Annotated in this window: 21 protein-coding genes; 8 read left to right on the forward strand and 13 right to left on the reverse strand. The window is 49.9% G+C overall.

What is annotated here, in order from left to right; all coding sequences use genetic code 11:
- Nucleotides 1-58 precede the first annotated feature (58 nt).
- A complete protein-coding gene (locus HMPREF1527_RS06595; RefSeq protein WP_035434176.1) occupies nt 59-574 on the reverse strand; it encodes a ferritin in 516 nt (171 codons plus the stop codon).
- Nucleotides 575-684: 110 nt separating this feature from the next.
- On the reverse strand, nt 685-2,364 hold the full coding sequence (ettA, locus tag HMPREF1527_RS06600) for an energy-dependent translational throttle protein EttA (protein WP_016477917.1): 1,680 nt from the start codon (nt 2,362-2,364) through the stop codon (nt 685-687).
- Between the two features lie 269 nt (nt 2,365-2,633).
- On the opposite strand from ettA, the gene HMPREF1527_RS06605 reads away from it, so the two are divergent.
- Entirely contained in the window at nt 2,634-3,725 is a 1,092-nt protein-coding gene (locus tag HMPREF1527_RS06605) for a glycerol dehydrogenase (RefSeq protein WP_016477918.1), read from the forward strand.
- A gap of 196 nt (nt 3,726-3,921) precedes the next feature.
- Here HMPREF1527_RS06605 and HMPREF1527_RS06610 read toward each other — a convergent pair whose 3' ends face one another.
- Complete coding sequence (locus HMPREF1527_RS06610; protein WP_016477919.1) at nt 3,922-5,835, reverse strand: glycoside hydrolase family 2 protein; 1,914 nt, start codon at nt 5,833-5,835, stop codon at nt 3,922-3,924.
- 357 nt (nt 5,836-6,192) lie between these two features.
- Between HMPREF1527_RS06610 and HMPREF1527_RS06615 the strand changes: the two genes are divergently transcribed.
- The 5 genes from HMPREF1527_RS06615 (at nt 6,193) to HMPREF1527_RS06635 (ending at nt 11,730) form a co-directional block, all read left to right on the forward strand.
- Nucleotides 6,193-7,353, forward strand: a complete 1,161-nt coding sequence (locus HMPREF1527_RS06615) for an iron ABC transporter permease (RefSeq protein WP_198009258.1) — start codon at nt 6,193-6,195, stop codon at nt 7,351-7,353.
- Nucleotides 7,350-8,177, forward strand: a complete 828-nt coding sequence (locus HMPREF1527_RS06620; RefSeq protein ID WP_016477921.1) for an ABC transporter ATP-binding protein — start codon at nt 7,350-7,352, stop codon at nt 8,175-8,177. Before HMPREF1527_RS06615 ends, HMPREF1527_RS06620 begins: the two co-directional genes overlap by 4 nt.
- Before the next feature lie 69 nt (nt 8,178-8,246).
- Nucleotides 8,247-9,467 (forward strand): ABC transporter substrate-binding protein, encoded by a 1,221-nt coding sequence (locus HMPREF1527_RS06625; RefSeq protein ID WP_016477922.1) that lies wholly within the window; start codon nt 8,247-8,249, stop codon nt 9,465-9,467.
- A gap of 1 nt (nt 9,468) precedes the next feature.
- The gene (locus HMPREF1527_RS06630; protein WP_016477923.1) at nt 9,469-10,281 is read left to right on the forward strand and encodes a class I SAM-dependent methyltransferase; all 813 of its coding nucleotides are present in this window, start codon (nt 9,469-9,471) and stop codon (nt 10,279-10,281) included.
- A 36-nt stretch (nt 10,282-10,317) separates the two neighbouring features.
- Entirely contained in the window at nt 10,318-11,730 is a 1,413-nt protein-coding gene (locus tag HMPREF1527_RS06635) for a molybdopterin molybdotransferase MoeA (RefSeq protein ID WP_016477924.1), read from the forward strand.
- 291 nt (nt 11,731-12,021) lie between these two features.
- On the opposite strand, the gene HMPREF1527_RS06640 is transcribed toward HMPREF1527_RS06635, so the two are convergent.
- Nucleotides 12,022-13,617, reverse strand: a complete 1,596-nt coding sequence (locus HMPREF1527_RS06640) for an MBG domain-containing protein (RefSeq protein WP_016477925.1) — start codon at nt 13,615-13,617, stop codon at nt 12,022-12,024.
- Nucleotides 13,618-13,905: 288 nt separating this feature from the next.
- Between HMPREF1527_RS06640 and HMPREF1527_RS08040 the strand changes: the two genes are divergently transcribed.
- Nucleotides 13,906-14,139, forward strand: a complete 234-nt coding sequence (locus tag HMPREF1527_RS08040; RefSeq protein ID WP_369745456.1) for a PIN domain-containing protein — start codon at nt 13,906-13,908, stop codon at nt 14,137-14,139.
- Between the two features lie 73 nt (nt 14,140-14,212).
- Here the strand turns inward: HMPREF1527_RS08040 and HMPREF1527_RS06645 are convergent, their stop codons facing one another.
- The 7 genes from HMPREF1527_RS06645 to HMPREF1527_RS06675 form a co-directional block, all read right to left on the reverse strand.
- Nucleotides 14,213-14,596: a YbaN family protein gene (locus HMPREF1527_RS06645; RefSeq protein ID WP_016477926.1), complete on the reverse strand. Its 384-nt coding sequence runs from the start codon at nt 14,594-14,596 to the stop codon at nt 14,213-14,215.
- A gap of 38 nt (nt 14,597-14,634) precedes the next feature.
- Complete coding sequence (locus HMPREF1527_RS06650; protein ID WP_035434265.1) at nt 14,635-15,012, reverse strand: nitrous oxide-stimulated promoter family protein; 378 nt, start codon at nt 15,010-15,012, stop codon at nt 14,635-14,637.
- 59 nt (nt 15,013-15,071) lie between these two features.
- Nucleotides 15,072-16,757, reverse strand: coding sequence for an amino acid ABC transporter ATP-binding/permease protein (locus tag HMPREF1527_RS06655; RefSeq protein ID WP_016477928.1), 1,686 nt, complete (start codon nt 16,755-16,757; stop codon nt 15,072-15,074).
- Complete coding sequence (locus HMPREF1527_RS06660) at nt 16,754-18,490, reverse strand: ABC transporter ATP-binding protein/permease (protein WP_016477929.1); 1,737 nt, start codon at nt 18,488-18,490, stop codon at nt 16,754-16,756. Before HMPREF1527_RS06660 ends, HMPREF1527_RS06655 begins: the two co-directional genes overlap by 4 nt.
- Before the next feature lie 200 nt (nt 18,491-18,690).
- The gene (locus tag HMPREF1527_RS06665) at nt 18,691-19,500 is read right to left on the reverse strand and encodes a class I SAM-dependent methyltransferase (RefSeq protein ID WP_035434181.1); all 810 of its coding nucleotides are present in this window, start codon (nt 19,498-19,500) and stop codon (nt 18,691-18,693) included.
- A gap of 99 nt (nt 19,501-19,599) precedes the next feature.
- A complete protein-coding gene (locus HMPREF1527_RS06670; protein ID WP_016477931.1) occupies nt 19,600-20,046 on the reverse strand; it encodes a flavodoxin family protein in 447 nt (148 codons plus the stop codon).
- 109 nt (nt 20,047-20,155) lie between these two features.
- A complete protein-coding gene (locus tag HMPREF1527_RS06675; RefSeq protein WP_016477932.1) occupies nt 20,156-20,608 on the reverse strand; it encodes a cysteine hydrolase family protein in 453 nt (150 codons plus the stop codon).
- Between the two features lie 157 nt (nt 20,609-20,765).
- On the opposite strand from HMPREF1527_RS06675, the gene asnA reads away from it, so the two are divergent.
- Nucleotides 20,766-21,767: an aspartate--ammonia ligase gene (gene asnA, locus HMPREF1527_RS06680; protein ID WP_016477933.1), complete on the forward strand. Its 1,002-nt coding sequence runs from the start codon at nt 20,766-20,768 to the stop codon at nt 21,765-21,767.
- 5 nt (nt 21,768-21,772) lie between these two features.
- Here asnA and HMPREF1527_RS06685 read toward each other — a convergent pair whose 3' ends face one another.
- Nucleotides 21,773-22,978: an ABC transporter permease gene (locus HMPREF1527_RS06685; RefSeq protein WP_016477934.1), complete on the reverse strand. Its 1,206-nt coding sequence runs from the start codon at nt 22,976-22,978 to the stop codon at nt 21,773-21,775.
- Nucleotides 22,975-23,715, reverse strand: a complete 741-nt coding sequence (locus HMPREF1527_RS06690) for an ABC transporter ATP-binding protein (protein ID WP_016477935.1) — start codon at nt 23,713-23,715, stop codon at nt 22,975-22,977. Before HMPREF1527_RS06690 ends, HMPREF1527_RS06685 begins: the two co-directional genes overlap by 4 nt.

The raw sequence follows: 23,715 nt of genomic DNA on the forward strand, positions 1-23,715 counted from the left end.
ATGCTACCTGTCACATTGCCATAAAAGACGGCCTCTCCATTATCCTAGCAAGAAGACTCTACATTGCCATCGTAGGTGCGGTGTAGACGCGAGCGGCATTTTCACGGTCAAGATCAAAGAGGTTCTTGGCATCGCCGCCAAAAAGCTCGACGGCCTTGATTTGGTCGGACGCGTTTGCCTCCTCTTCACCCTGCTCTTCAACGTACCAATCGAGCAGTTTCATCGTGCGGTAATCGTTAACGCTCTGCGCAACGGCATAGCACTCGTTAATGCTTGCCGTGATGTACTGCTCATGCTCAAGAGCGGCCTTAAGCGGTTCAATGATTTCCGTAAAGGTAAGATCCGGCTGAGCAATCGCCTCCATCTTGGGCATCCAGTCGTTGTCAAGCAGATAGCGGCGCAGGATACGAGCGTGCGCCACCTCTTCCTGAGACTGGATGACATACCAATTCGCAAACCCCTTGAGTCCTTTGTCCTCAAAGAAATCAGCAAAGGTCAGATAGAGATAGGCAGAGTAAAACTCCTTGTTGATTTGCTTGTTAAGAATCTCTCCAACTTTAGCGTCAAGTGCCATCATACGCCCCTTTCAAAGGTAGTTGTTCTGGCGAGAAGTGCTTGTATTCGGCTCGCCATTCGTTGTATACGGTACCCGCGCCGCACTGATTTAGACAGCTCGGCACACACCTAATCGCGCGTAAGTTTGCGGCGAAGGCGATGCGGGCGGGATGCCTCGGGACCCAGGCGCTTCTCGCGATCAGCTTGATAGGACTCAAAGTTACCCTCAAACCAATGCCAGCGGCCCGGATTTTCGTCGTCTCCCTCCCACGCCAAGATATGCGTGGCAACGCGATCCAAAAACCAACGGTCATGGCTGGTAACCACCGAGCAGCCCGGGAAACGCTCAAGAGCGGCCTCCAGGCTTTCCAACGTTTCGATATCAAGGTCATTCGTAGGCTCATCGAGCAACAGCAAGTTTCCTCCCTGCTTCAGCGTAAGAGCAAGGTTAAGACGGTTCCTCTCGCCACCCGAAAGCACGCCAGCACGTTTTTGCTGATCGGAACCTTTGAAGCCAAAACTTGCCACATACGCGCGGCTGGGAATTTCAGTAGTTCCTATCTTGACGAAATCGTTGCCATCGGAAACCACTTCCCAGAGAGTCTTATTGGGATCAATGCCGGAACGCAGCTGGTCAACGTAGGAGAGTTTGACAGACTCCCCCATTTCAAGCGCGCCTGAATCTACGGATTCCTCTTTAACGATCATCTTAAACAACGTTGATTTGCCTACGCCGTTGGGGCCAATCACGCCAACAATGCCGTTACGCGGCAGACTGAACGAGAGATCGTCGATAAGCATACGCTCGCCGAAAGCCTTATGCACGTGGCTGGCCTCCAAAACTTTTTGGCCAAGACGTGGACCGACGGGAATCTGAATCTCAGTAAAATCAAGTTTCTTTGACGCGCGGGCTTCTGCTTCCATCTGCTCATACCGATCAAGGCGAGCGCGGCTCTTGGTTTGGCGAGCCTTCGGAGATGAGCGAATCCAATCCAACTCAGAGCGCATCTTTTTGGCGCGTTTGGCATCTTGCTGGTTTTGAGCCTCAAGCCGCGCGGCTTTATGCTCCAGGTACGTTGAATAGTTACCCTCATATGGATAGAGCTGTCCCCGGTCAACCTCACAGATCCACTCCGCAACATCATCGAGGAAGTAACGGTCGTGCGTAACCGCCATAACGGCGCCAGGATAATCATGCAGGAACTTTTCAAGCCACAGCACAGACTCCGCATCCAAATGGTTCGTCGGCTCATCTAAAAGCAACAGGTCAGGAGCCTCAAGCAGTAGACGACACAGCGCCACACGACGGCGTTCCCCGCCGGAAAGATGCGTCACCGGAGCGTCCGGATCCGGACACTGTAGCGCGTCCATCGCCTGCGACAGCCGGCTGTCCAGATCCCAACCGTTAGCAGCGTCAATCTCTGTCTGCAGCTTCCCCATCTCAGCCATTAGCGCATCGAAATCTGCATCAGGATCAGCCATTTCTTCACCGATAGCGTTAAAGCGGGCGATTTTGGCGAGAAGGTCTCCAAACGCCTGCTCGATGTTTTCCTTGACGGTCTTATCTTCGTCAAGCGGCGGCTCCTGCTGAAGAAGCCCCACCGTAAAGCCCGGGGTAAGCCGAGCCTCTCCATTGGAGACCGTTTCAAGCCCCGCGATAACTTTGAGCAGCGTAGACTTACCCATGCCATTAGGACCGACAACGCCAATCTTGGCACCGGGATATACGCCTACGGTAACGTCATCGAGGATGACCTTGTCTCCAACTGCTTTACGTGCCTGGTACATCTGGTACACAAACTCTGCCATAGCATAGTTCCTTCGGTCAATGCCCCACGGTCCAAGCATAGGCGCTGGTGGCGAGAAGCCCATACAGAGCCACGGACGTCAAACGGGCGGACGGATTTCTCGCCCTATTATCGCATGAAGAAACAGGCGAGCAGAGAAAAGAAGAATAGAAAAAACGTCTCGCAGACCACGGGTCCAGAAGAACTATCATTGCAGTGAGTTTTGAGACATAAGGGGTGTCTCAGCGGAGAGAAACATGAGGGATACCTCGTGTTGGAAGGAGTGTATCGATGGCACGCATTTTTATCAGTCCGAGCAAGTATGTTCAGGGACCCGGGGAACTTACTAAGCTGGGAACCTACACCAAAGCCTACGGAACAACCGCTTTGGTAATCATTACTTCCGGCGGACTTAAACGTTCCGGCAACGTTATCGCCAAGAGCTTTGAAGACGCTGGAGTGGAACTTCATTACGACAATTTCAACGGAGAATGCTCGCAAGTTGAAATTGACCGTCTGATTGAGGTCCTTAAGTCTTGCGGCGCTGATATCGTAGTCGGCGTTGGCGGCGGCAAAATTTTCGATACCGCAAAAGCCGTCGCCGCAGCAAAGGATCTTCCTGTGGTTATCGTTCCGACCATTGCCGCGACAGACGCTCCTTGCTCAGCGCTTTCAGTCATTTACACCGAAGAGGGACAGTTCAAGGAATATCAATTCTTTAAACAAAATCCCAACCTCGTGCTCATGGACACTGAGGTGATTGCCAAGAGCCCCGTGCGCCTGACCGTCTCCGGCATGGGCGACGCGCTTGCCACCTTTTTTGAGGCTCGCGCCTGTCAGCGTTCCGACGCGGGCACCTGCGCTGGCGGCAAAGTGACAAGCGCCGCGATGGCATTGGCAACGCTTTGCTATGAAACCCTCATGGACGAAGGCATCAAAGCCAAGCTCGCACTTGAAGCCGGCGCTTGTACGGAAGCTGTCGAGAAAATCATCGAAGCAAACACGCTGCTTTCTGGCCTTGGTTTTGAATCAGCAGGTCTTGCGGGCGCTCATGCCATTCATAACGGCCTGACCGCTATGAGCGAAACACACGCTATGTACCATGGCGAAAAAGTTGCTTTTGGCACCCTGACACAGCTGGTCCTTGAAAATGCCGAGGAGCTCTACGATGTGCTCGACTTCTGCGTTGAAGTCGGCCTGCCCATTACTTTCAAGCAGCTTGGCGTAACAGACGTCACCTATGAGCGTGTCCTCGAAGTAGCTACGCTCGCCTGCGCCGAAAACGATACGCTCCACAATATGCCTTTTGAAGTCACGCCCGAAAAAGTTGCAAATGCCCTGCTGGCTGCTGACGCTTATGGCCGTGCGGCATTGGAGGCGTAGCCGCTGAATTTTAGTTATCGGAAATAGAGAACCGCGTTCGTTAAGACGCACGCTCATTAAAGTACACGTTTGTTAAAGCGCACGTTCGCTCAAGCACACGCTTGTCAAACTGCGCGCTGTTGTGATTGTGTTGTGATTGGTAACCCGAGCCTCTGGTTGTGTACACCCCACAACCGGAGGCTCAACTTTCTGAAATCTAGCAGCTGAGTTTATTGATCTTTCGGTCGTAAGTCAGAAGACCGTTGACTTCCTCTTCAACATCAGAAAGCTGCGTATAGATATATCCGGCAAGTCCTTCTCCCTGCAAAGATTCCGCTTTTGCAAGCTCTTGCTGAACCGCCGCTTTCCACTCATCAGCGGTAGCAAAATTACCGTAACCGTACGCATGGTTGAGCGAGGAGTGTCCGGCGACCATCTGCGCAAGCCCGCCAAATTCGGAAATCACAACAGCGCGACCATCGCCGGGTTTTTGGCCATGACCCGCGTTTGACGTATGCCTACCCCGCCAGCCCGCGCCAAGCGGCCGAAAGTAATTATGAATGCTGAGAACGTCACCGCAGCCCTGATCATACCAGCCGCTTACAGCATCAATGGGTCGTGTCGCATCGAGCGCACGAACGGATTCGACCGCTGTTTTCGCATCAAATTGCCCCCAGCCTTCATTGAAGAGCGTCCAGACTGCAACCGAAGGATGCCCGTCAAGAAGTCTGACCATCGCATGGCAGGCCGCAGTCCATTCTTGCTGATAGTTAGCATCGGCGGCAGACAGCGCTTCTTGATGACGTTTCGTCCTGTCTTGAAAACGCGCCCAGGTAAAACTAAACAGCGTCGGTTTTTGACTCGTATGCCAGGAGCTGTACGAATTTCCCCCAGAAACGCAATCCTGCCATACCAGCATCCCAAGCCGGTCGCAATGGTAGTACCAACGCTCACATTCAATCTTGATGTGCTTACGCAAGGTATTGAAGCCAGCCGCACGCATAGCCTGTATGTCGTAGAGAAGCGCGACGTCGGACGGAGCCGTCATGAGTCCGTCAGGCCAGTACCCTTGATCGAGCACGCCTTTTATAAAGAACGGTTTGCCGTTCAGGTGAATCCGCGAGACTCCATTGGCATCAGCCTCTACTTTGACCGTACGAAACGCGCAATAGCTTCGGACAATATCCACAGCGCTGCCAACATGCAGCGCGACAAGAGCCTCGTAGATATAGGGGGCCTCATGTGACCACAGACGCGGCTCGTCTATGTGCAGCCTTGCGCAAATCTCTCCATTCTTTTCTATTGGAAGTGTTGTCTCTAGGACATTTCTCCCGTCGGCGTCAAAAAGCGTCAACTCCAGCGTGGCGTTGTCGAATAGCCTGCTGTTTGATAGCGCACTGTTTTCAAGATGGACGGAACTTCTCGCATGCAGATCAATATAGCCGTTCATGTCTCCTTGTAAGGTCAGCTCTTCAAGATGAGCCGCCGGCACCGTCTCGCACCAGACGCTTTGCCAGATACCGCTCTGTGCCGTATACCAAATATCACCGCGCGAAAGCATTTGTTTGCCGCGCAGTTGCGTGCCAGTATCGCTAGGATCATAGACGCAGACAGCAATCTCAGCTCTTTCTCGCGTATCGAGAAGATCGGTAATGTCATACGAAAATGGCAAGTAGCCTCCCGTATGCGTTCCAGCAAGCCGTTCATTGACAAAGCAGGCGCATCTCCAGTCAACAGCCTCAAAATGAAGAATGAGCCGCTGTTCAGGCGCCAATTTTGGAAACTCCACCACACGCTTATACCAAAGAAGCTCATCAGGATGCAGGGTGCGACCAACGCCCGAAAGAGGCGCTTCAGGCGAGAAGGGCACCACAATCTCCCCATCCCAACGCGAAGGAATCGTTTCCTGCGCCAGCCCTTCAACATCAGACGCTCCGCTGAACGGCACCATCACATAGTTCCACACGCCGTTCAGCACCACAATATTGTCGCGCTTCATGCGCGGACGCGGATGTTCGGAAAGCACCTCCGATGGGTTAAGTGCTTCTCCCCATACGGTCATAAGAGCGTTGAGCGTTTCTTCCGTATGCTTTTTTGGTGCGCTTGCCAGAACACGGCGAATATCAAGCATCGTATCTCCTAATTCTCTGAGAACAACAAACACTCGCACTCTGTCAGCCATCCGCAATCAGCAGTCTGCAGCCGCTTACAGCAACCTGAAACGGACCGCTCACAGCCAGTGAAAGCCTTCTTTCAGCTTTGGATGCTTGCCTTATGTATACCACTAAGCGCCATCTATAAGGTACTCACCTATAAGCACTCGCGAGAAGAAATACATGAGAGCTTCACAAGTAAAGACAAAGTTCACAATCTCCCATATACTATAAAAGATTACTCGTTTCACAACCGCTTCAGTGCACACGACATTGTTTTAGCAGTAGTCGTCCGTGTCCGCCAAGAAAAGATATAAATTGGCATTTTATCCACATTGAACGACGTATCACATCGCTTAAAGGATGGTTCTTACGTGAAGGAAACAGATAAAGAAACAGCTACAACAAACAACTATGTACCACATATAGCAAAGGTTCCTGAAAAAACCGATACGTCATTGCCAATAGGATGCACTAAACGCGGTTTTATCGCCTCGCTCACCATCTTGCTCACAATCGCCCTTCTTACCGTCATGATCTTATCTATGACGCTTGGACAATACCAGATGAGTCCACAAGAAATTGTAAGCGCATTGATTCATCACTTTCTTGGTATAAAGCTTGAAGGTTTTGCAAACGTACATGAAACGGTCATTCTGTCCGTGCGCTTTCCTCGCGTTATTGCAGCCACTTTCATTGGATCAGCGCTTGCCGCTGCAGGCGCTTCTTATCAGGGACTTTTTCGAAATCCCATGGTCTCCCCCGACTTACTGGGCGCATCATCAGGAGCTGCTTTTGGAGCGGCAATAGCGCTACTGCTTGGAGCCAGTGATATCGGTGTACAGCTTTCCGCGTTTGCCTGGGGTTTGATAGCTGTCGGACTTTCATATTCTGTCAGCAACGCAGTAAGCCGAGGACAAAATATTATTTTGTCCCTTGTGCTCACTGGCATGATTGTAAGCAGCATGTTTTCGGCATTCATTTCCATCATAAAATATGTGGCAGATCCTGATACAAAACTACCATCAATAACGTATTGGCTCCTAGGAGGCCTAACTGGTATCCATACAAACAATTTACCTCTATTATTGCTTCCTATCTTTTTGGGACTCGTGCCCATCCTTCTTTTTCGTTATAGACTTAATGTTCTTTCATTCGGCGAAGAAGAGGCTCGGGCTTTAGGGGTCAATACAAAACTGATACGCCTTATATATGTTGTCTGTGCAACGCTCGTTACATCAGCTTCTGTTGCCGCAGCCGGCATGGTCGGATGGGTCGGCTTGGTCATCCCGCATCTTGCCCGTTTCATTGTAGGGCCGAATTACAAGGTTCTCATGCCTATCTCAATTTTGATTGGTGGATTATTTCTGCTCGTCGTGGATAACGTCTCACGCATCTTTTTTTCCGTAGAGGTTCCTTTAGGTATCCTCACCGCTACGATTGGAGCGCCTTTCTTTTTGTATTTGCTAACCAAAGGAAAGAAGACTTGGACATGATATTTGCCGGCACTCATATGGACTGTGGATATGGAAAAATTCGTATCCTTCATGACATCTCGCTCAACGCCACGTCAGGTCAAGTCTTTTGTCTGCTTGGACCTAACGGCGTAGGTAAGACCACCCTGTTCAAAACTATGCTGGGCTTTCTTCCTCTAATGGCGGGATCCATCACTATAGACGGAGAAGATATTACTTCCTGGTCAGACAGACGCAAAGCTCAAGCCATCGGATATGTTCCCCAAGTACATACGCCACCATTCCCTTTTACCGTTATTGACGTCGTCACCATGGGACGCACCGCACACTTGAGCCCAGTGGCATCACCGAGCAAAAATGATACTAAAATTGCCAAAGAGGCCCTTAAAGAACTTGGCATCTCATATCTCTCTGATAAGATTTACACCGAAATCTCGAGCGGCGAAAGACAGATGGTACTTGTAGCACGTGCCCTCGCTCAACAGCCTAAAATCCTTATCATGGATGAACCGACAGCCAACCTTGACTTTGGAAACCAAGTGCGTGTACTCGAGCAAATAAATCGCCTGGCAGCACAGGGGCTAGTTGTTATTATGACCACACACTTTCCTGACCACGCATTTCTCTGCCCTGGTACTGTAGGACTTTTAGAACACGATCGCTTTACCGTCGGAACTGCTAAAGAAGTGGTTACTGAAGAAAGACTTCAGCGAGCCTATGCCGTTGATGTCAGAATCGTTCACCACACGTATCTGGACATAGGTTTGCTGCACAGCTGCATCCCCGTTGTCAGCGGCATCCCAAAAAGCAAGATTGCCGAATATGCAGGCTCTATAACACGATAATCTCATCAGCCTGCAGGCAGATGGAATTATAGAAGGTTAGGCACTACAAGGTATGAAAGGAACAGTTGTATGGATGAGAAAAGGATTGATCAGGAAAGAATTGAGCAGGAAGGCAGGTTGAGAAAGAGTTTCTCGCACAAGGGTTTCTCGCGCAGAACGTTCATGGGCTTGTCAACAGTATTCGGCTCATCACTGCTGCTGACAACGATGGCCGGCTGTAACCAAAAATCCGAAACTTCAACGGCAGATACGCAGGAAGCCAACAAGGAAGCGCCAAAGGATCGCACTTACGTTGATGATGCCGATCGTAGTGTCACCATTCCGGCAACAGTTGAGCGCGTATACTGCGCTATTCCAACCGCACAGGCCGCAGTAGTAGCTCTGACTCCTGAAAAGCTTGTTGGCTGGGTCAACGAAGTCTCCGATGCCGCCAAGAAATACCTGCCCGAAAGCACCCATAATCTGCCCGTTCTTGGAGGTTGGATGGGTCAGGTACAAACAGCTAACATAGAAGCAATTATCAATGCCAAGCCAGATTTGATCCTCTATTGCTATGGCACAAGCACTGTAAACGAAGATACGTCCACATACGTTAACGCTGCCGATACGATTCAAAATGACACAGGTATTCCCGTCTACGTCTTTAAAGGCAATTTGAATCTAATCCCCGAGAAATATCGCACTCTGGGAGAGATTCTCGGCGTTTCCGACCGCGGAGAACAGCTTGCCGCATACGCCGAGCAAAAGCTCAAGGCCGTTGGGGATGCAGTAGCCAAAGTTCCTGGTGACAAGGTTGTTACTTGCTATTATGCCGAAGGCAAGGGCGGTCTTGCTACCGATCCGTCAGGCAGTATGCACACGGAAGTCATCGATTATTGCAATGTTAAAAATGTTGCCGTTGTAGATGGATTCATGGGTGCCAAAGGCCAGGGCATGATTGAGGTTTCCATGGAGAGTGTTATCAAATGGAATCCTCAAATGATTCTGGTTTCCGGTACAAAACCCGACAACTATGAGCTCATCAAAACCAGCCCGTCGTGGCAAGATATTGATGCAGTTAAAAACGGTGCCGTCTATCAAACGCCTATCATACCCTTTGGCTGGTTTGACCGTCCTCCCAATATGACTCGTATCATGGGTATACAGTGGTTTGCTAACCTGGTATATCCGGATTATTACACCGCAAACGTCCGAACGGACATGAAAGAGTACTTCAAGCTGTTCTACAACGCCACTATTACTGACGATGATGTAGACACGATCTTGGCCCCTAATCCAAAGCTGGCATAACATGCAGTCGGAAAACATACTGGGTGATCAAGAGTATTGGAATAAACGAGCGGCAACTTTTTCATGTGGATCAGACGAAGCCTACAAGCAGCGCTTTTCTGAGCTTCTTTCTCTTGAGCCAGGTCAATCCATACTTGATATGGGCTGCGCAACCGGGACTTTTGCCATCCCCTTTGGAAGGAAAGGACACAGTGTCCACGCATGCGATTTCGCAAAAGAAATGCTCGAAATCCTCGATAAGCGCGCAGCTGCTGAGAATCTTCCTGTCACTTCGCATCTTCTGGCTTGGGACGATGACTGGCAGTCAACAGGCCTTGGTGAGAAGAGCGTTGATGTTGCTATTGCATCACGCTCCCTCGGCTTCAAGAATAAGCACGAACGCATTCAAAAACTTGATGCCGTAGCGCGTCATAAGGCTGCAATCACCGTTTCCGCAAGCGTTTTGCCCTCTCGAGAGCCCCAGCTGCTCACGCATTTAGGACGTGAAATCCCACAGTCCGGCGAGGTATCCGAACTAGTAACTCTTCTTATTACTATGGGAAGACTCCCCGTAGTATCCTATATGCTTACGCTCCGTCCTATGATTTTTTTGACATTGGCAGACGGGGCCGCTGAGCTGCGCAAAATGGCAGGACCCGAACCATTCAACGTGCGTGAGCAGACACTATTTGACGCCTTTGTCGCCAGGCACTTCAGACACATGCAAAATACCGACCCTAAAAGCCAGATAGCTGACGGCTGGGAGCTTGACTATCCGCTTCCTGTAATATGGGCCTTTATCGGGTGGCGCACTGACGGTAAGGTTTGGCTGTAACGCACAATGAACTATCAAAACATCTGAGGAGTGCATATGGGCAAGAAGATTATGACGGGGTTTCCCACAAGAGAGAAAGCTTTAACAGACTTCTTTCAGGAATGGGAACCAAAAAGAGCGGAAGAACTTGTCAGTCTCAATGACTGTATAGGACGCGTTCTGACCCGTAATCTTTTTTCGTCTGTCACATTGCCCGTATGTCGCTCCTCAGCCTGCGACGGAATCGCAGTCCGTTCGTCGGATTTTACAAATGGGCTACCCGACACTACCTCTTGGCAGCCGAACGTCAACTATATACGAGCCGACACAGGGGATGATTTTCCGGATACCTATGACGCGGTCATCATGATCGAGCAAGCACATATACAATCAGACGGTTCGGTCATACTTGATAAAGACATTCAGGTCTTCCCTGGCTCAAATGTAAATCCGGCAGGGTCAACTATTTCTACCGGACAGCCTCTCTTGTCTGCCGGCCATCTCATACGCCCCACTGATGCAGCAGCCCTATGCATGGGAGGCATCTCCGTTGTTCCTGTTAGAAAAAAGCCGCTGGTGGCATTCATTCCCACTGGCAGCGAACTTGTCACGGCAGGCATGCGTCCGCGACGAGGAGAAATGATAGAATCAAATGCGATTATGGTTACGCACATGCTTGAGCAATACGGTGCCGAAACCTTAGCCTTCCCCATCGTACGCGATGATCCGTCAGCACTTGAAGCTGCCTTCACCGAAGCATTAAACATCGCCGATGTTGTGGTTATCAACGGAGGCTCCGCTGTTGGAAGCGAAGATTTCAATGTTCGCATGATTGAAACATACGGGCAGGTCATACACCACTACATTGCTGCAGCACCTGGACGCCCTCTTATGATGGCCGTCGCAGACGGAAAACCGGTCATTGATCTTCCTGGTCCTATGATTGCCGCATTCTATGGCACTACCTGGTGTCTGCAGGCTATTGTCAAACGTATATTAGATATTCCCATGTCCAAGCGGCAAACAATAACAGCTACCACAGCAACACCGGCCGGTGCGCATCCTTCTATTGCTATGTTACAGCGCTGGAATGTCACCCGCACCGATACAGGATACAAAGCTTATTATTGCAATTTTCAAAAAGGAGAAACGGAGGCTGCACTCACATCAAATGCTTTACGCATTTCACCGCTTGGCGAAAAAAGCCTTGAGGTAGGACAGCAGATTGAGCTTGAATTGCTTGAAGGAACCGAATTTCTTGTTTCTGAGACTACAACACTACCATCCGGCTTTGCCTTGCCCTTTGACGATGAGGCACAAGCAGTGGGGCCTCACACGGCAGTTGGACTACGTGCATCAATGAACACCGGCGCGCAAACGACCGAAATACCTGCAAACGCGGGTGAGGTTGGTGACTTCTCTGCTGTACGGATTACCAATGCCATACAGTTTTCTGATAACCGAAGCTGAGCATCACTTGAGAGCAAGAGGAGCCGGTCTTACATAGTACGTAAAAGCATGATTGTACACGGCAGTGACAAAAGTCATAAGCAGGTTGCATGTAACGTTTCCACTTCTCCAAATGAGATAACAACGGTGCATTTACTTGCTGTCAATCCAAAGCCGCAGATTCAGTCCTACCTATACCAAGACGGGAATGTCTCGCGACATTCCCGTCTTGCTTCGTACGCTGTCGAAAAGCGATTACTCGCTTAATATTACCTAGGAGCGTTTAAGATCCATCTCATCTAGGGGCATTTGCTATGAGCGCTTGCGCAGAACAGCACCGGTAGCGATGGTGCCGGAGGCAACGGCTGCAAAACCAAGCGCTGCCGAAAGAGTAGCCGGATCAGACATGTCAGGAATAATGCTCTTCTTGCCTGACTTTGCCTTCTTACTCGACTTGCTACCTTCGTTAGTCTTGTTTTGCTGCTGGTCGCCACTCTGATTGTTTCCCTGGTTGTTGTTCTGATTGTCAGGCTGAACCGCCGCTTTAGTAACCTTGAGCGTTCCTGAAACATAGGTGAAATCGTAGTCGCCAGCAGCTCCTCCCACCGGAGTCAGCTCATGATCACCGACACTTACATCAGAAGCAGTAAGTGTGGGAGCAGTATAGTTGTATGCTGTCTCAGGCGTCTCACCATTAACGAAACCGGTAACGTTAAGCTTAAGTTCAGGCGTCTTTCCTTCTGTAATGGTCTCACCGTCATACGCAGCGGTCAGGTGCGCCTTACGAATGGTCCAACTGGCTGTCTTAGTGCTGGTCGTACCATCTTCCCATGTATAGTTAACGGGGTCGATAAGATCCATTACAACGTTATACGTACCGGCATGTGTTGCGGCGACGGTTCCATTGATAGCCACATTGAGATGAGCAGAAATGTCATAGCCGCTGTGCTCCTGCCCGTCATAATCGTAATGTGTAGCCGTAGGAACGGCAACGGTGCCCTTCTCGACATCCATCATCATAGGAATCGTAAAGTCATAGGAGGAGCCGTTTTTGATAGTCGCACGAACCACACGATTCTTCTGAGCAGTCGTCGGTGTACCGGAAATGGTAGCCGTACTCTTGCGTGCAGCGGCATCATTTTCCATCGGACTCAGTGTCAAACCGTCCGGGAGATTGTCCATCGTAAACGTATCGTAGCCCTTAGAAGAGACTGCCCATGGAATGGTAACAGTCTCATGATAAGCCGCACCAGCCTTAGCGGGAGAAATCTTATTTGAGGGCAAAGTAATTCCGGCGGAATTGTCGGAATTTTGGAATCTCGTGTTTTCAATGTTAAGAACGCCGTCATCGGTGGTAGTCAGATCAAGCTGAACAACGGTGGAATTCTTGACGGTGGAGGTTCCTTTGTTGTCAAGGCCCTTGTAGAACGTAACATTATCAAAGGTCACGTTTGCCCCTGCCTCAACGGTCACCTCTCCCTCAAAAATCATGTTCGATACGGTTCCGTTAAAGCCGGCGGGAAATACCACACGCGTACCTTTTGCGATATAGCTGCTGTATGGCTGCACGCGCGTACCATCGCCAAGATAGCTGCTGGTATACGTGCTGGTAACGTTAGTAACGGTAGTAGGGAACACAAAGTCTTTCTCGGTTGACGAGCTGCCGCCGACAGTGACTCTTGACGTAGTGAACTTCCAAGTAGACGCCGCGTCCATTGCCGACTTATTATTCCTGTAAATTGACTGGAGACTGCTGGACCCGTAACCGGACAGCCAGTCGCTGATTTCAAACGAACCGTCCGCCAAAGCCTTTGTGGCAAATGGCGAAAAGAACAGGCAGCAGACAACAACTGCCATCGCAATGGCAAGTGAGGTGTGCAGCCTCTTCAGTGCGTGCATTTTGTGCATACATTCACTCCTAACCTTGACTCTTTGGTGTCGATTGCAGGCAGGCCTGCAAGACCTGAACAGAGCCACGTATTCTTACCGTTTTTGAGCGGTAGTATCGTATCAGATAAGTTAACTGAGGAAAACTAAAAAGAAAAGAAATTTTAAACGTCAGTGTTCAGAGTATTGTTTTCATTAAAAGACTAATGATGGCGTGTTCCTATAAGGCACAATTATGTTCTCAGCGAGGGCGGAGAGGCTTCCAAGACAGAAGCAACAAAGGCTGCTCTCATAGGCCTTCGTACCATAATTAGAATTTACGCGCCGGGAGAAGAAGAGACAGATAGAGCTCTTGAATCAACTTGGAGCGATTTTGAAGATGCTTTGCTCTATCAGACAGCGCTAAGCCTAAAAGCTCGATGCATCATCACCAGAAACACGAGAGACTTTATCCTTAGTTCACTTCCCGTACGCACCTGCCGACAATTTTTTTCCTGGATGGAGCAGAAGAACCATCTTGCCTACGAAGAGCTCATGTTTTAGTGTGGCTCCATTGCTGCGCCCTCATTGTTGAGGCTCCGTTAATGCGCCTTCGCACCTGTACTACGAGGCCCCCCTATGACGAGGGGATCGTTTTGACTATAAAGACAAAATAGATGAGATGAAACACCCAAACACACAACAATACGACACAGCCGATTACGATGCCTTTGAGCCCCATGAGTATCAAACCGATGCTCATGAGCAAGGTAACCGTACTCATAATGCGAATCTTGGCCTTTTTGGTCATACCGCGACCCGCCGTATAATCAGCAAGATTATCCCGGTACAGCTTTGTACCGACAAACCATGTATTGAGTCTCTCGGAACTTCTCGCAAAGCAAAAAGCCGCAAGAAGTAAGAAAGGCACCGAAGGAATAAAAGGCAGGACGGCGCCTACTGCGCCAAGCGCGACGCTGACGCACCCGACTATGATATACAGAATTTTTTTGATATTCATGCGTTTTTGCCAATCGTTTCTACTAATCGTTAACTCAGTTATCTCTCTCTTTTTGATGTCAGCACATGACGAATCGCCATGATTGGATGGTGAAAAAGCATGCGCGGTCCGGAAAACTTCATGACTTCTCTAATCTTTTCCCGCATCTCGGGCCGATAACAATGCACCTTGCAATTCGAGCAAAACGTCTTTGTTTCCATAAAAGGACACCTGTCGATTTGCTGGCGAGCATAACGGTCCAGCTCGGCACATTCAGCGCAGAGGACAGAAGTGTCCGCACGATGCCCCTTCAAAAAGCCGCCGCACTTCTTGCCACCGTGTTTCTTGCGACAGTAAAGCGAAATCATGAGCGAAACTATGTTCTTTTCCCGCTCGCATTTGGCGTCCACGCAGCCGCCATCTGTCCCTTTGGACATCCGATTCGGCCCCGAATGCTTCTCGTCCGCTTTCTTGTCAGAGGTATTCCTTGCCTGCATCAGCTTGTTCTCCCGTGCTCAACGGAATAGACCGTATCTGCAATGCCCATGGTTGAAGCGCGATGCGATACCAATACGACAGTCCTGCCCAACCTTTCCTCGTGAAGCGCCTTCAGGATCACCGCCTCATTGAGACTATCAAGGTTGCTCGTCGGCTCGTCAAGCAGCATAAACGGAGCATCATGGAGAAACGCGCGCGCAAGCCCCAAACGTTGTCGCTCGCCGCCGGAAAGCGTATCTCCCAACTCTCCCACCGGCGTATCGTAGGCCGCCGGCAACGACATGATGAAATCATGAACAGACGCTTTTTTGCAGGCGGCAATAATTTCATCGTCAGTAGCGTCAAGCCTTGCAAGGCGTACGTTATTACGGATTGAGTCGTGAAACAGATAGGTGTCCTGCGTGACGAAACTCTCCATATCTCGCAGGTTCGAGGTATTAATCTCATTCACGTTTGTATGAGAAATCTGAATGCTCCCCTGCTGAACCTCCCAGAAGCGCATAAAAAGCTTAAGTAATGTTGATTTGCCGCTTCCGCTTTTTCCTACAATGCCAACAACCTTGTTGGAAGGCACTTCAACGGAAAGTCTGTCAAGGATTCTCTCTTCCCCGTAAGCAAAGGTGACCTGCTCTGCCGCAACGCCGTCAAACTCCACCAAAGCCTTGCCCTTGATCTCCTCCACAACAGGCTCTTCTTCAAGAATGGCGAGTACGCGACTACCGGCTGCAAGGGTGCTTTGCAAGGTCGCTCCCAACGCCGACAGTGCTACAACAGGGCCAAAGGAACTCATCAAAGCCAGCGTAGCTATCAAACATCCCTCAAAGCTGCACAACGATGCGGACAATGCCAGCATGGCGAGGTCAAAGAGAAGGATAACGCTGTTTGTCACCGCGCTGTTGCGTCCGGCTATCCGCTTCAGCTGCTCCTGATTTTGAGCAAGCGCATCAGTCATGCGGTTCATTTCTGACAGGCGAACGCCGCCGCGCCCGTACTGAATGGTTTCAGAGAGGCCGCGAAGGCCATCAAGCACAAATGACGACAGCTCTCCGGATTTACGACGAAACTCTAAGCCCTTGTCGCCACTGAGTTTTGCCGTCGCCACTGGAATAACGACTCCTATCGTGCTATATGCGACAGCTGCCAAAACTCCAAGCACAACGTGGAACGAACCGATAAACACCACCATGATGAGACTGAATACGCAGGCGATACAAACCGGCGAAATGGTATGCGCGTAAAACACTTCAAGAAGCTCAATATCCGAGGTAATAATGCTGATCAGATTACCTTTATCTCTGCCCTCAAGCTTTGCAGGACAGAGCCTTCTCAGAGCGCTGAATACCTTGTCGCGAATAAGCGCAAGCAGCTTAAAGGCAATAAAATGATTGCAGGCCTGCTCCGCGTAACGCAACAATCCGCGAGCTACCGCGAAAACACCCAGGCAGATGAAGATTCCCGTCAAGGAGAGTTCCGCGCCAAACGGCAGCGCAACTTCCTGCTGCAGCGCAGCCAGAACCGCGTAACCTCCGAATATCGTGATGCAAGCGGCGAACAGGTGACCGATAACACCCATACAAACAGCCGCCACCATATACCCTGCAAGCGGTTTAACAAGGCCGATAAGCGACGCCATTACCGCAAGGCCTTTCCTGCTGCTACCCTCATGCCTTCCGTCCTGTTTCATGCGGCGTCACCCCCTTGCGCATAACGCTCAAGCTCTTGTTGAGCGCCCCAAAGCCTCGCGTATGTTCCCTCTTTAGCGAGAAGATCCTCGTGGACACCCTCTTCAACAACGCTCCCTTGATCGAGAACGTAGATCTTATCTGCGTCCGTAACGTTCGCGAGTCGATGAGAAATCAGAATGACCGTCTTTTTCTTCGCCAGCGCATGGATCTGAGCTATGATGTCATTCTCGCTTTCAACATCTATGTTTGACGTCGCTTCGTCAAAGATATAGACGGGACTGTCATGCAAAAGAGCCCTTGCGAGCGCCAGCCGCTGCCGCTGTCCTCCGGAGAGGTTGGAGGCCATCTCGTCAAGTTTCATATCGAGGCCCTTCTCGCTTTGTAAAAATCCCGCGAGATTGACCTGTTCAAGAACGCGCCAAAACGTCTCATCCTGAGCGGTCGAACATGCCATCAGAAGATTATCGCGGACCGTGCCTTTGAAGAGGTAACTTTGATGACCAACATACGTAACGCTTTGCATAAGGCTCGCTTCAGAAATTTCAGTCAAAGACCTGTCGCCAAAAAGCACCGCTCCCTCATAGCCTTTATTGCGACCCATAAGGATGGAGGCGATGGTGGATTTTCCGCAGCCCGATTCGCCGACCAGCGCCGTAAAGCTCCCTTTTGGAAAAGCCATATCAATGCCGTGGAGAATCTCACGCTCCGACTCGTAGGAATAGTGAACATCCCTGCAGGTAATCGTAGCGCCTGTGGGAACTTCGCCTGTTTTTGCTTCCGCCTCGGGAAGATCAAGCAAGCGAAAAATCTTCTCGGAAGCCGCCATGCCATTCATGGCAATATGGAAGAAACTGCCCAGCATTCGCATGGGTAAAAAGAAATCTGCCGCCAAAAGGATAATCAACAGGCAACCCGCCAAATCAACGGCGCCCGCCTGAAATTGCGTCACGGCAAGGCCAACACCAAGCGCCGCGCCGCCATATGCAATAAGGTCCATTACGGTAATGGAGTTCAGCTGCATGGTCAGCACTTTCATGGTGATACGCCTGAACTGTTCAGCCTGTTCGTTCATCTCGTTGTGCTTGAACTCATCGGCTTGATAGATTTTTGCGGTGGTCAAACCCTGCAAATTCTCCAAAAACGTATCGCCAAGAGCGGTATATCGACCCCAATATTTTGCCAGCAATTTCTTCGCAAAGCGCTGCACCGCTACGATGGTGAGCGGAATGAGCGGCACACAGATAAGTAAGACCGCAGCGGATGGCAAATTTACAAAGCCAAGTGCCACAAAGAGTGTCAGTGGAGCAAGCAGGGCATAGAAAAATTGCGGAAGGTACTGACCAAAATAGGTTTCAAGCTGGTCAACACCCTCGACAGCCACCTGAACAACTTCGCTGGTCTGCACCTGCTCGTTATAGGAGCTGCCCAGCCTGAGTAGTTTTTTGTAGATGTTCTCCCGCAGAATTTTTTTGACCGATTTTGAACTGAGGTATGCCATACGGCTTGATATGACGCTACACACAAAACGCACGATAACAGCAATCGCAGCTATAACCGCCACAAAGATTACCTGGTTCTGGCTGAGTGTCTTTTCATATAGACTCTGCAGCAGATGAGCTATCTCCCACATCATGACGATGTTTGCCAAAAGAGAGATCCACTGCAAGGCAACGTGTGCGGCAATATATTTCTTACTTTCGCCGATCATGGCGATAAGTCGCTTATTAAACATCCAAACAAGGCTTCCAATGAGAGTTTACAGTTTCTAACTCTCTATTGTAGGTATCGTCGCTAAAAAAGCTACCTTGAACAGGATGGCAACCTTTCGCGCTCCGGGGACTTCTCGCCCTCTTTTTGGCGATTTTCCTCTTTTGGCGGTTTCCTATTCTCTTTTCAGTAGTTTTCTGTCCTCTTCCAGCGGTTTATTGCTCTCTACAGTTGCAGGTGCACAAAGATAGCGCGCTTTTTGTCGTCACAGACCTTCATGGCAATTCTGGTATACAGCTTCAATTTCTTGCCAAGAAGCTGTCGAGCCTCCGTGTAAAATACCCGCTCATCAAGAAGACGCATGCCAACCTTGTGAGCGAATTCTTGAGCGTCATTGATATAAAAACAAATTTCCGCCGACACGTTGCCCGTCTTTTTCACATACCGATTAGCATACTTGGCGCCAACTTCGTTGGTGGAGTCAAAAATAATCTCGCTGTCCGGAAGATGTCTACTCAGAGCCTGAATGAACGATGTGTTTTTCTCCTCTGAGAAGTATTGAAATACACCGGAGACGATGATGAGTAGTGGCACCGTTGTGTCAATCTTATGTATCCAGCTCAGCTCAAACATATCACCAGCAATAACAACCTCGTTTGGCAGCGGTTCAAGAAAAGCCTCTCTCAATTCAACGGTCTCGGGCAGATCAACCTCATAAAACATAACTTTCGGCAGATTAAGCCTTGCTGCCATAGTTTCAAGCCCCGCGCCAAGATTGATAATGCCGCAGCCTTCGGGATGCTCTGACACAAACGTGCGCACTACCCTGTCAAGCACATGATAACGAGCTACCGACGCGATCATCGCATATTCCGAAGATTTTTTTCTGATTCGATTGAGCGCTTCAGGAGGAATCTTCTTCCCTACCTCGACAGCCTTCTCGTCACAAAAGAACTCAGGAAAATGCTCAGTGACATAGATTCTGGCAACCAGAGGAATATAGGTCGTATCCGCAACGCCTTGTAGATTTTGCATTTTGTGCCCCATACCATTCCGTGAAACCCTTAGTGTCATGCCCTAAGCGCTGTATATTTTCAGCCTGTCCCAGACCACCTTTATGCGGTCAGACCACCCTTATACGGTTGCAATTTCCTTATAAAACTCTACGGCGCCTCGGATTTCTTCCGCATTTGGATGACCTTTTCCCTTTCCGCCTATCAACTTCAAGGGACCAAAGGTGTCAAATCCAATACATCCGTATTCGCCCAGAATCTCCGCATGCTTCTCTTCCGCGATCTTTCGTATGCTATTGGTGTGAGCAGCTCGCACTATACCGCAGGTATACATAAAAAAGACCTTTTTATGTTCAGGGAGGTTCTTCTCAGCATACTGAAGCACTGCTTTGTGCATTTTTCCGTAATAAATCCCTGAGGCAAAACCAACAAAATCGTACTCTGACAAGTCATCCGTCTCTGGACATGTCACATTGATCAGAGTTACTTCATATTTTTGCGCTATCGCGTCAAGCAGCTTTTTTGTATTCTCATGATGCTTGGAGTAATACACTATCGCAGTTTTCATGTTTCCTCCTACCGCTTCCGACTGAAAACTTTCTCCTTTGAAGAATCTTTTAGCATACCGGAGAAGATGCTCTGAGAGAGCGGCGTGAGAAGATAGAACCTGCGCCGCACTACTTAGAAGTGATATTTACCCCAGCATCGCGCAGACATTGCTCGGTATCCCCAAACGCTTTCTCGTTTTTTGAAACAACCGCACGCGTATTGACCGTTGTTTTTAGCCCGTTTTCCAAAGCGCCAAGAGCTGTTTCTTTGATGCAATAGTTGCCGTCAATGCCAATAATCTCAACTTCATCAACGCTCAACTTTTGAAGTTTCTGCAGCAATTCGGGATTTGAAAAAGCGTTACTTTCGCGCTTGTCAAACACGCAATCCGAAACAACTGCAAGCCCAGCGCCAAATTCTTTCTTTTTTGAGGCGCGTTCCCAGGGAAGCTTGTGTACCACATATATAACCTGCTCAGGAGTATAGCGACTGATTATGTCATTACATGCCTCAATAAGACCTTCAGTATTGCGGCGCTTCATAACATTAGTTTGCACATCAACAACAAGTAGAACTTTCATGACGTTCCTTCCTGTATGGACTCACAAAAGTTACCTCATGGCAACAGCTGTTTGCAGTGTACCAGAAACCCACGGCAGGTATGCTATTATCCCCTTTTAAACGAACAGTCCTCAGAATCTGCAGAGGACTGCCAACGTACCTTTGACGAGGAGAGGTATGACTATCATTCCAAAAGGCTACGAATCACAGCTGTCGCTTTACGACACCCAACGTGCCATAGAGCGTATCAAGTACATCTTTCTTGCAAAACTTTGCGCCGCGCTCCACCTTGTACGTGTCACGGCTCCCCTCGTGGTAGACCCGACTACCGGTATGAACGACAACCTTAGCGGCATTGAACGACCTGTGCATTTTGACACGCCGGCTGTAGGCAAAAATGCCGAAGTCGTGCAGTCGCTTGCAAAGTGGAAACGCTATGCACTCCACCGCTACGACTTTAATGTGGGAAAAGGCCTCGTATGTGACATGAACGCCATCCGTCGTGACGAAGAGCTCGATAACTTGCACTCCATTTATGTTGATCAGTGGGACTGGGAAAAGGTCATTGACGAGAAGGACCGCTCTTCTGCCTATCTTCAAGATACCGTCAGCCGTATCGTCACCGCCATCTGCGGAACGCTTGACGAGCTGAAATGGCATTATCCCCAGCTGGAAACAGAGCTGGACCGCGCGGTTACCTTTGTAACCGCACAGGATCTGGAGGATCTCTATCCTGAGCTTACGCCCGCTGAGCGAGAAAACCGTTTCGTAGCCACGTACCATACGACTTTCATCAGCGGCATCGGAGGAGCGCTTCGCTCAGGCAAACCGCACGACAGGCGCTCTCCCGACTATGATGACTGGAATCTCAATGGAGACCTTCTCTTCTGGGACGAGGTCCTCGGTTGCGCTCTTGAAATCAGCAGTATGGGCATTCGCGTAAATCCCGCGACACTTGATCGACAGCTGTCTGTCTCCGGTTGCGATAACCGCCGAGAGCTGTCATTCCACAAGATACTCCTTGAAGGCAAGCTACCGCATACTATTGGAGGAGGTATCGGACAGAGCCGCCTTTGCATGCTGCTTTTAGGCAAGGCGCATGTGGGAGAAGTACAGGCATCCATTTGGGATAGCGATACCATCCAGGCATGCCAAGAGGCCGGAGTTCAGCTGCTGTAGGATCTCTATTGGTAGCGGAGCGATTCTATCGGATTGAGCTTTGCTGCCCGTCGTGCGGGCCACCAGCCAAACACAAGCCCAATTCCAATACAAATTCCTGAGGTCACGGCCACGATTGACGGGGTAATGATAGGCGTAATCGCGGTCTCCAAGTGCATAAGGGTTGAAGCCGATCCCGCCAAAGCCAACGCTCCGGCGTAACCGAGAGCAACTCCAATAACACCACCCGAGATGCAGAGCAGTATCGATTCACATAAGAACTGCTTTGTAATATCGGCGGCACGCGCGCCAAGCGCCTTACGCAGGCCAATCTCACGAATTCGCTCCGTCACATTGGTAAGCATCATATTCATGATGCCAATACCGCCAACCAAAAGTGAAATACTGGCGATGGCTGTTACAAGTATCTGAAATGAAGCCATTGTGGAGTTGAGCTGGTCAATGATGGAGGACAATGTCATGACGTACACACGATCGTCTTCCCCTTCAGGAATGGCAAACCAATCAAACAACCAGGCCTTTGTTTGATCCGCCAGAGACTTCATGTCAACATTTTCGCGTGCATATCCAAAAATCTGACTGATTGTTTTGGTACCCGAAACGCGTGTTGTAAACGTTGAATACGGCAGATAGCACAGAAGAGTATCACTTCCTCCTCCCATCCTTTGACCACTGTCGCATACGCCGATTACGGTATAAGTATTGTCATCGATACGGACTGTCTTACCAATGGCATCTTTCTCATTTCCGTAGAGCTTCTCGGCAGCCACTCGATCAAGAACAACGTTTTTTGCCACATTGTCCACATCCGATTGCGAGAAGAGCGAGCCGGCCGAAGCCTTGAATCCCATTGCAGTGAAGTACTCAGGCTGACAACCGATAATCTGCGTGTCAAACTGCTTCTCGATAGAATCAATGCGACCGGCACTGGAGTCAATACCGGTAACAAATTCATAGCCGGGAACACTCATTGCCAGCTGATCTAAATCCTGCTGCGTCACCCCTCGATCAGGCCACGCATATATGCTCACCATCCTGGATTGATTGAGACCCAGTGAGCCCACCAGGGAGTATTTAATGCCATCGATAAGAGCCGTCATGGCAATGACCGCACTGATTCCAATTACAATTCCAAGCACGGTCAATAGACTGCGCGCACGATTGGCATTGAAAGCAGAGAGGGTTTCATGAAGCAGGTCGCGAAGCCTCATAGAGATGCACCTCCTGCCATCCTCTGCACACCATGATGCAACACATATTCTTGTTCCTGCTCAGCCGTAAGCAAGCGTCCGTCGCGGATATGCACAACGCGATCAGCCCATGTGGCAATTTCGGGATCATGGGTAATGAGTACGATGGTCTTGCCGCGATCCTGCATGGCTCGAAACGTTTTGAGCACCATTTCGCCCGTTGCGGAATCAAGATTGCCCGTGGGTTCATCGGCAAGAATCACTGCAGGATCGTTAACCAAGGCACGCGCAATGGCCACACGTTGAATCTGACCGCCGGAAAGTTCATTGGATTTATGGTCATAGTAATCCTCAGGTAAGCCCACCGATCGCAGCGCCTTCCAGGCACGCAGTTCCCTTTCTGCAACAGGTATATCGGAGTAGATGAGCGGAAGAACAACATTGCGCAACACGGTAGTTCGGGGCAGAAGATTAAACGACTGGAATACAAAGCCAAGACGCGTTGCGCGAATCTCAGCCAGATCATCATCGGAAAGATTGGCAACCTCAAGACCTTCAAGCTTATAAGAACCCGAGGTAGGCGTATCAAGACAACCGAGGATATTCATAAGGGTTGATTTGCCCGATCCTGAAGGGCCCATAATGCAGAGAAACTCGCCCTTCTCGACGCTTAAAGATACGCCACGCAACGCATGAGTAAGTCCTGCAGCTGTCTCATATATGCGGTGCAGCTTATGTGCCTCGATTACCTTTGGCAT

This window comes from Atopobium sp. oral taxon 199 str. F0494, assembly GCF_000411555.1.
Lineage (GTDB): Bacteria > Actinomycetota > Coriobacteriia > Coriobacteriales > Atopobiaceae > Lancefieldella.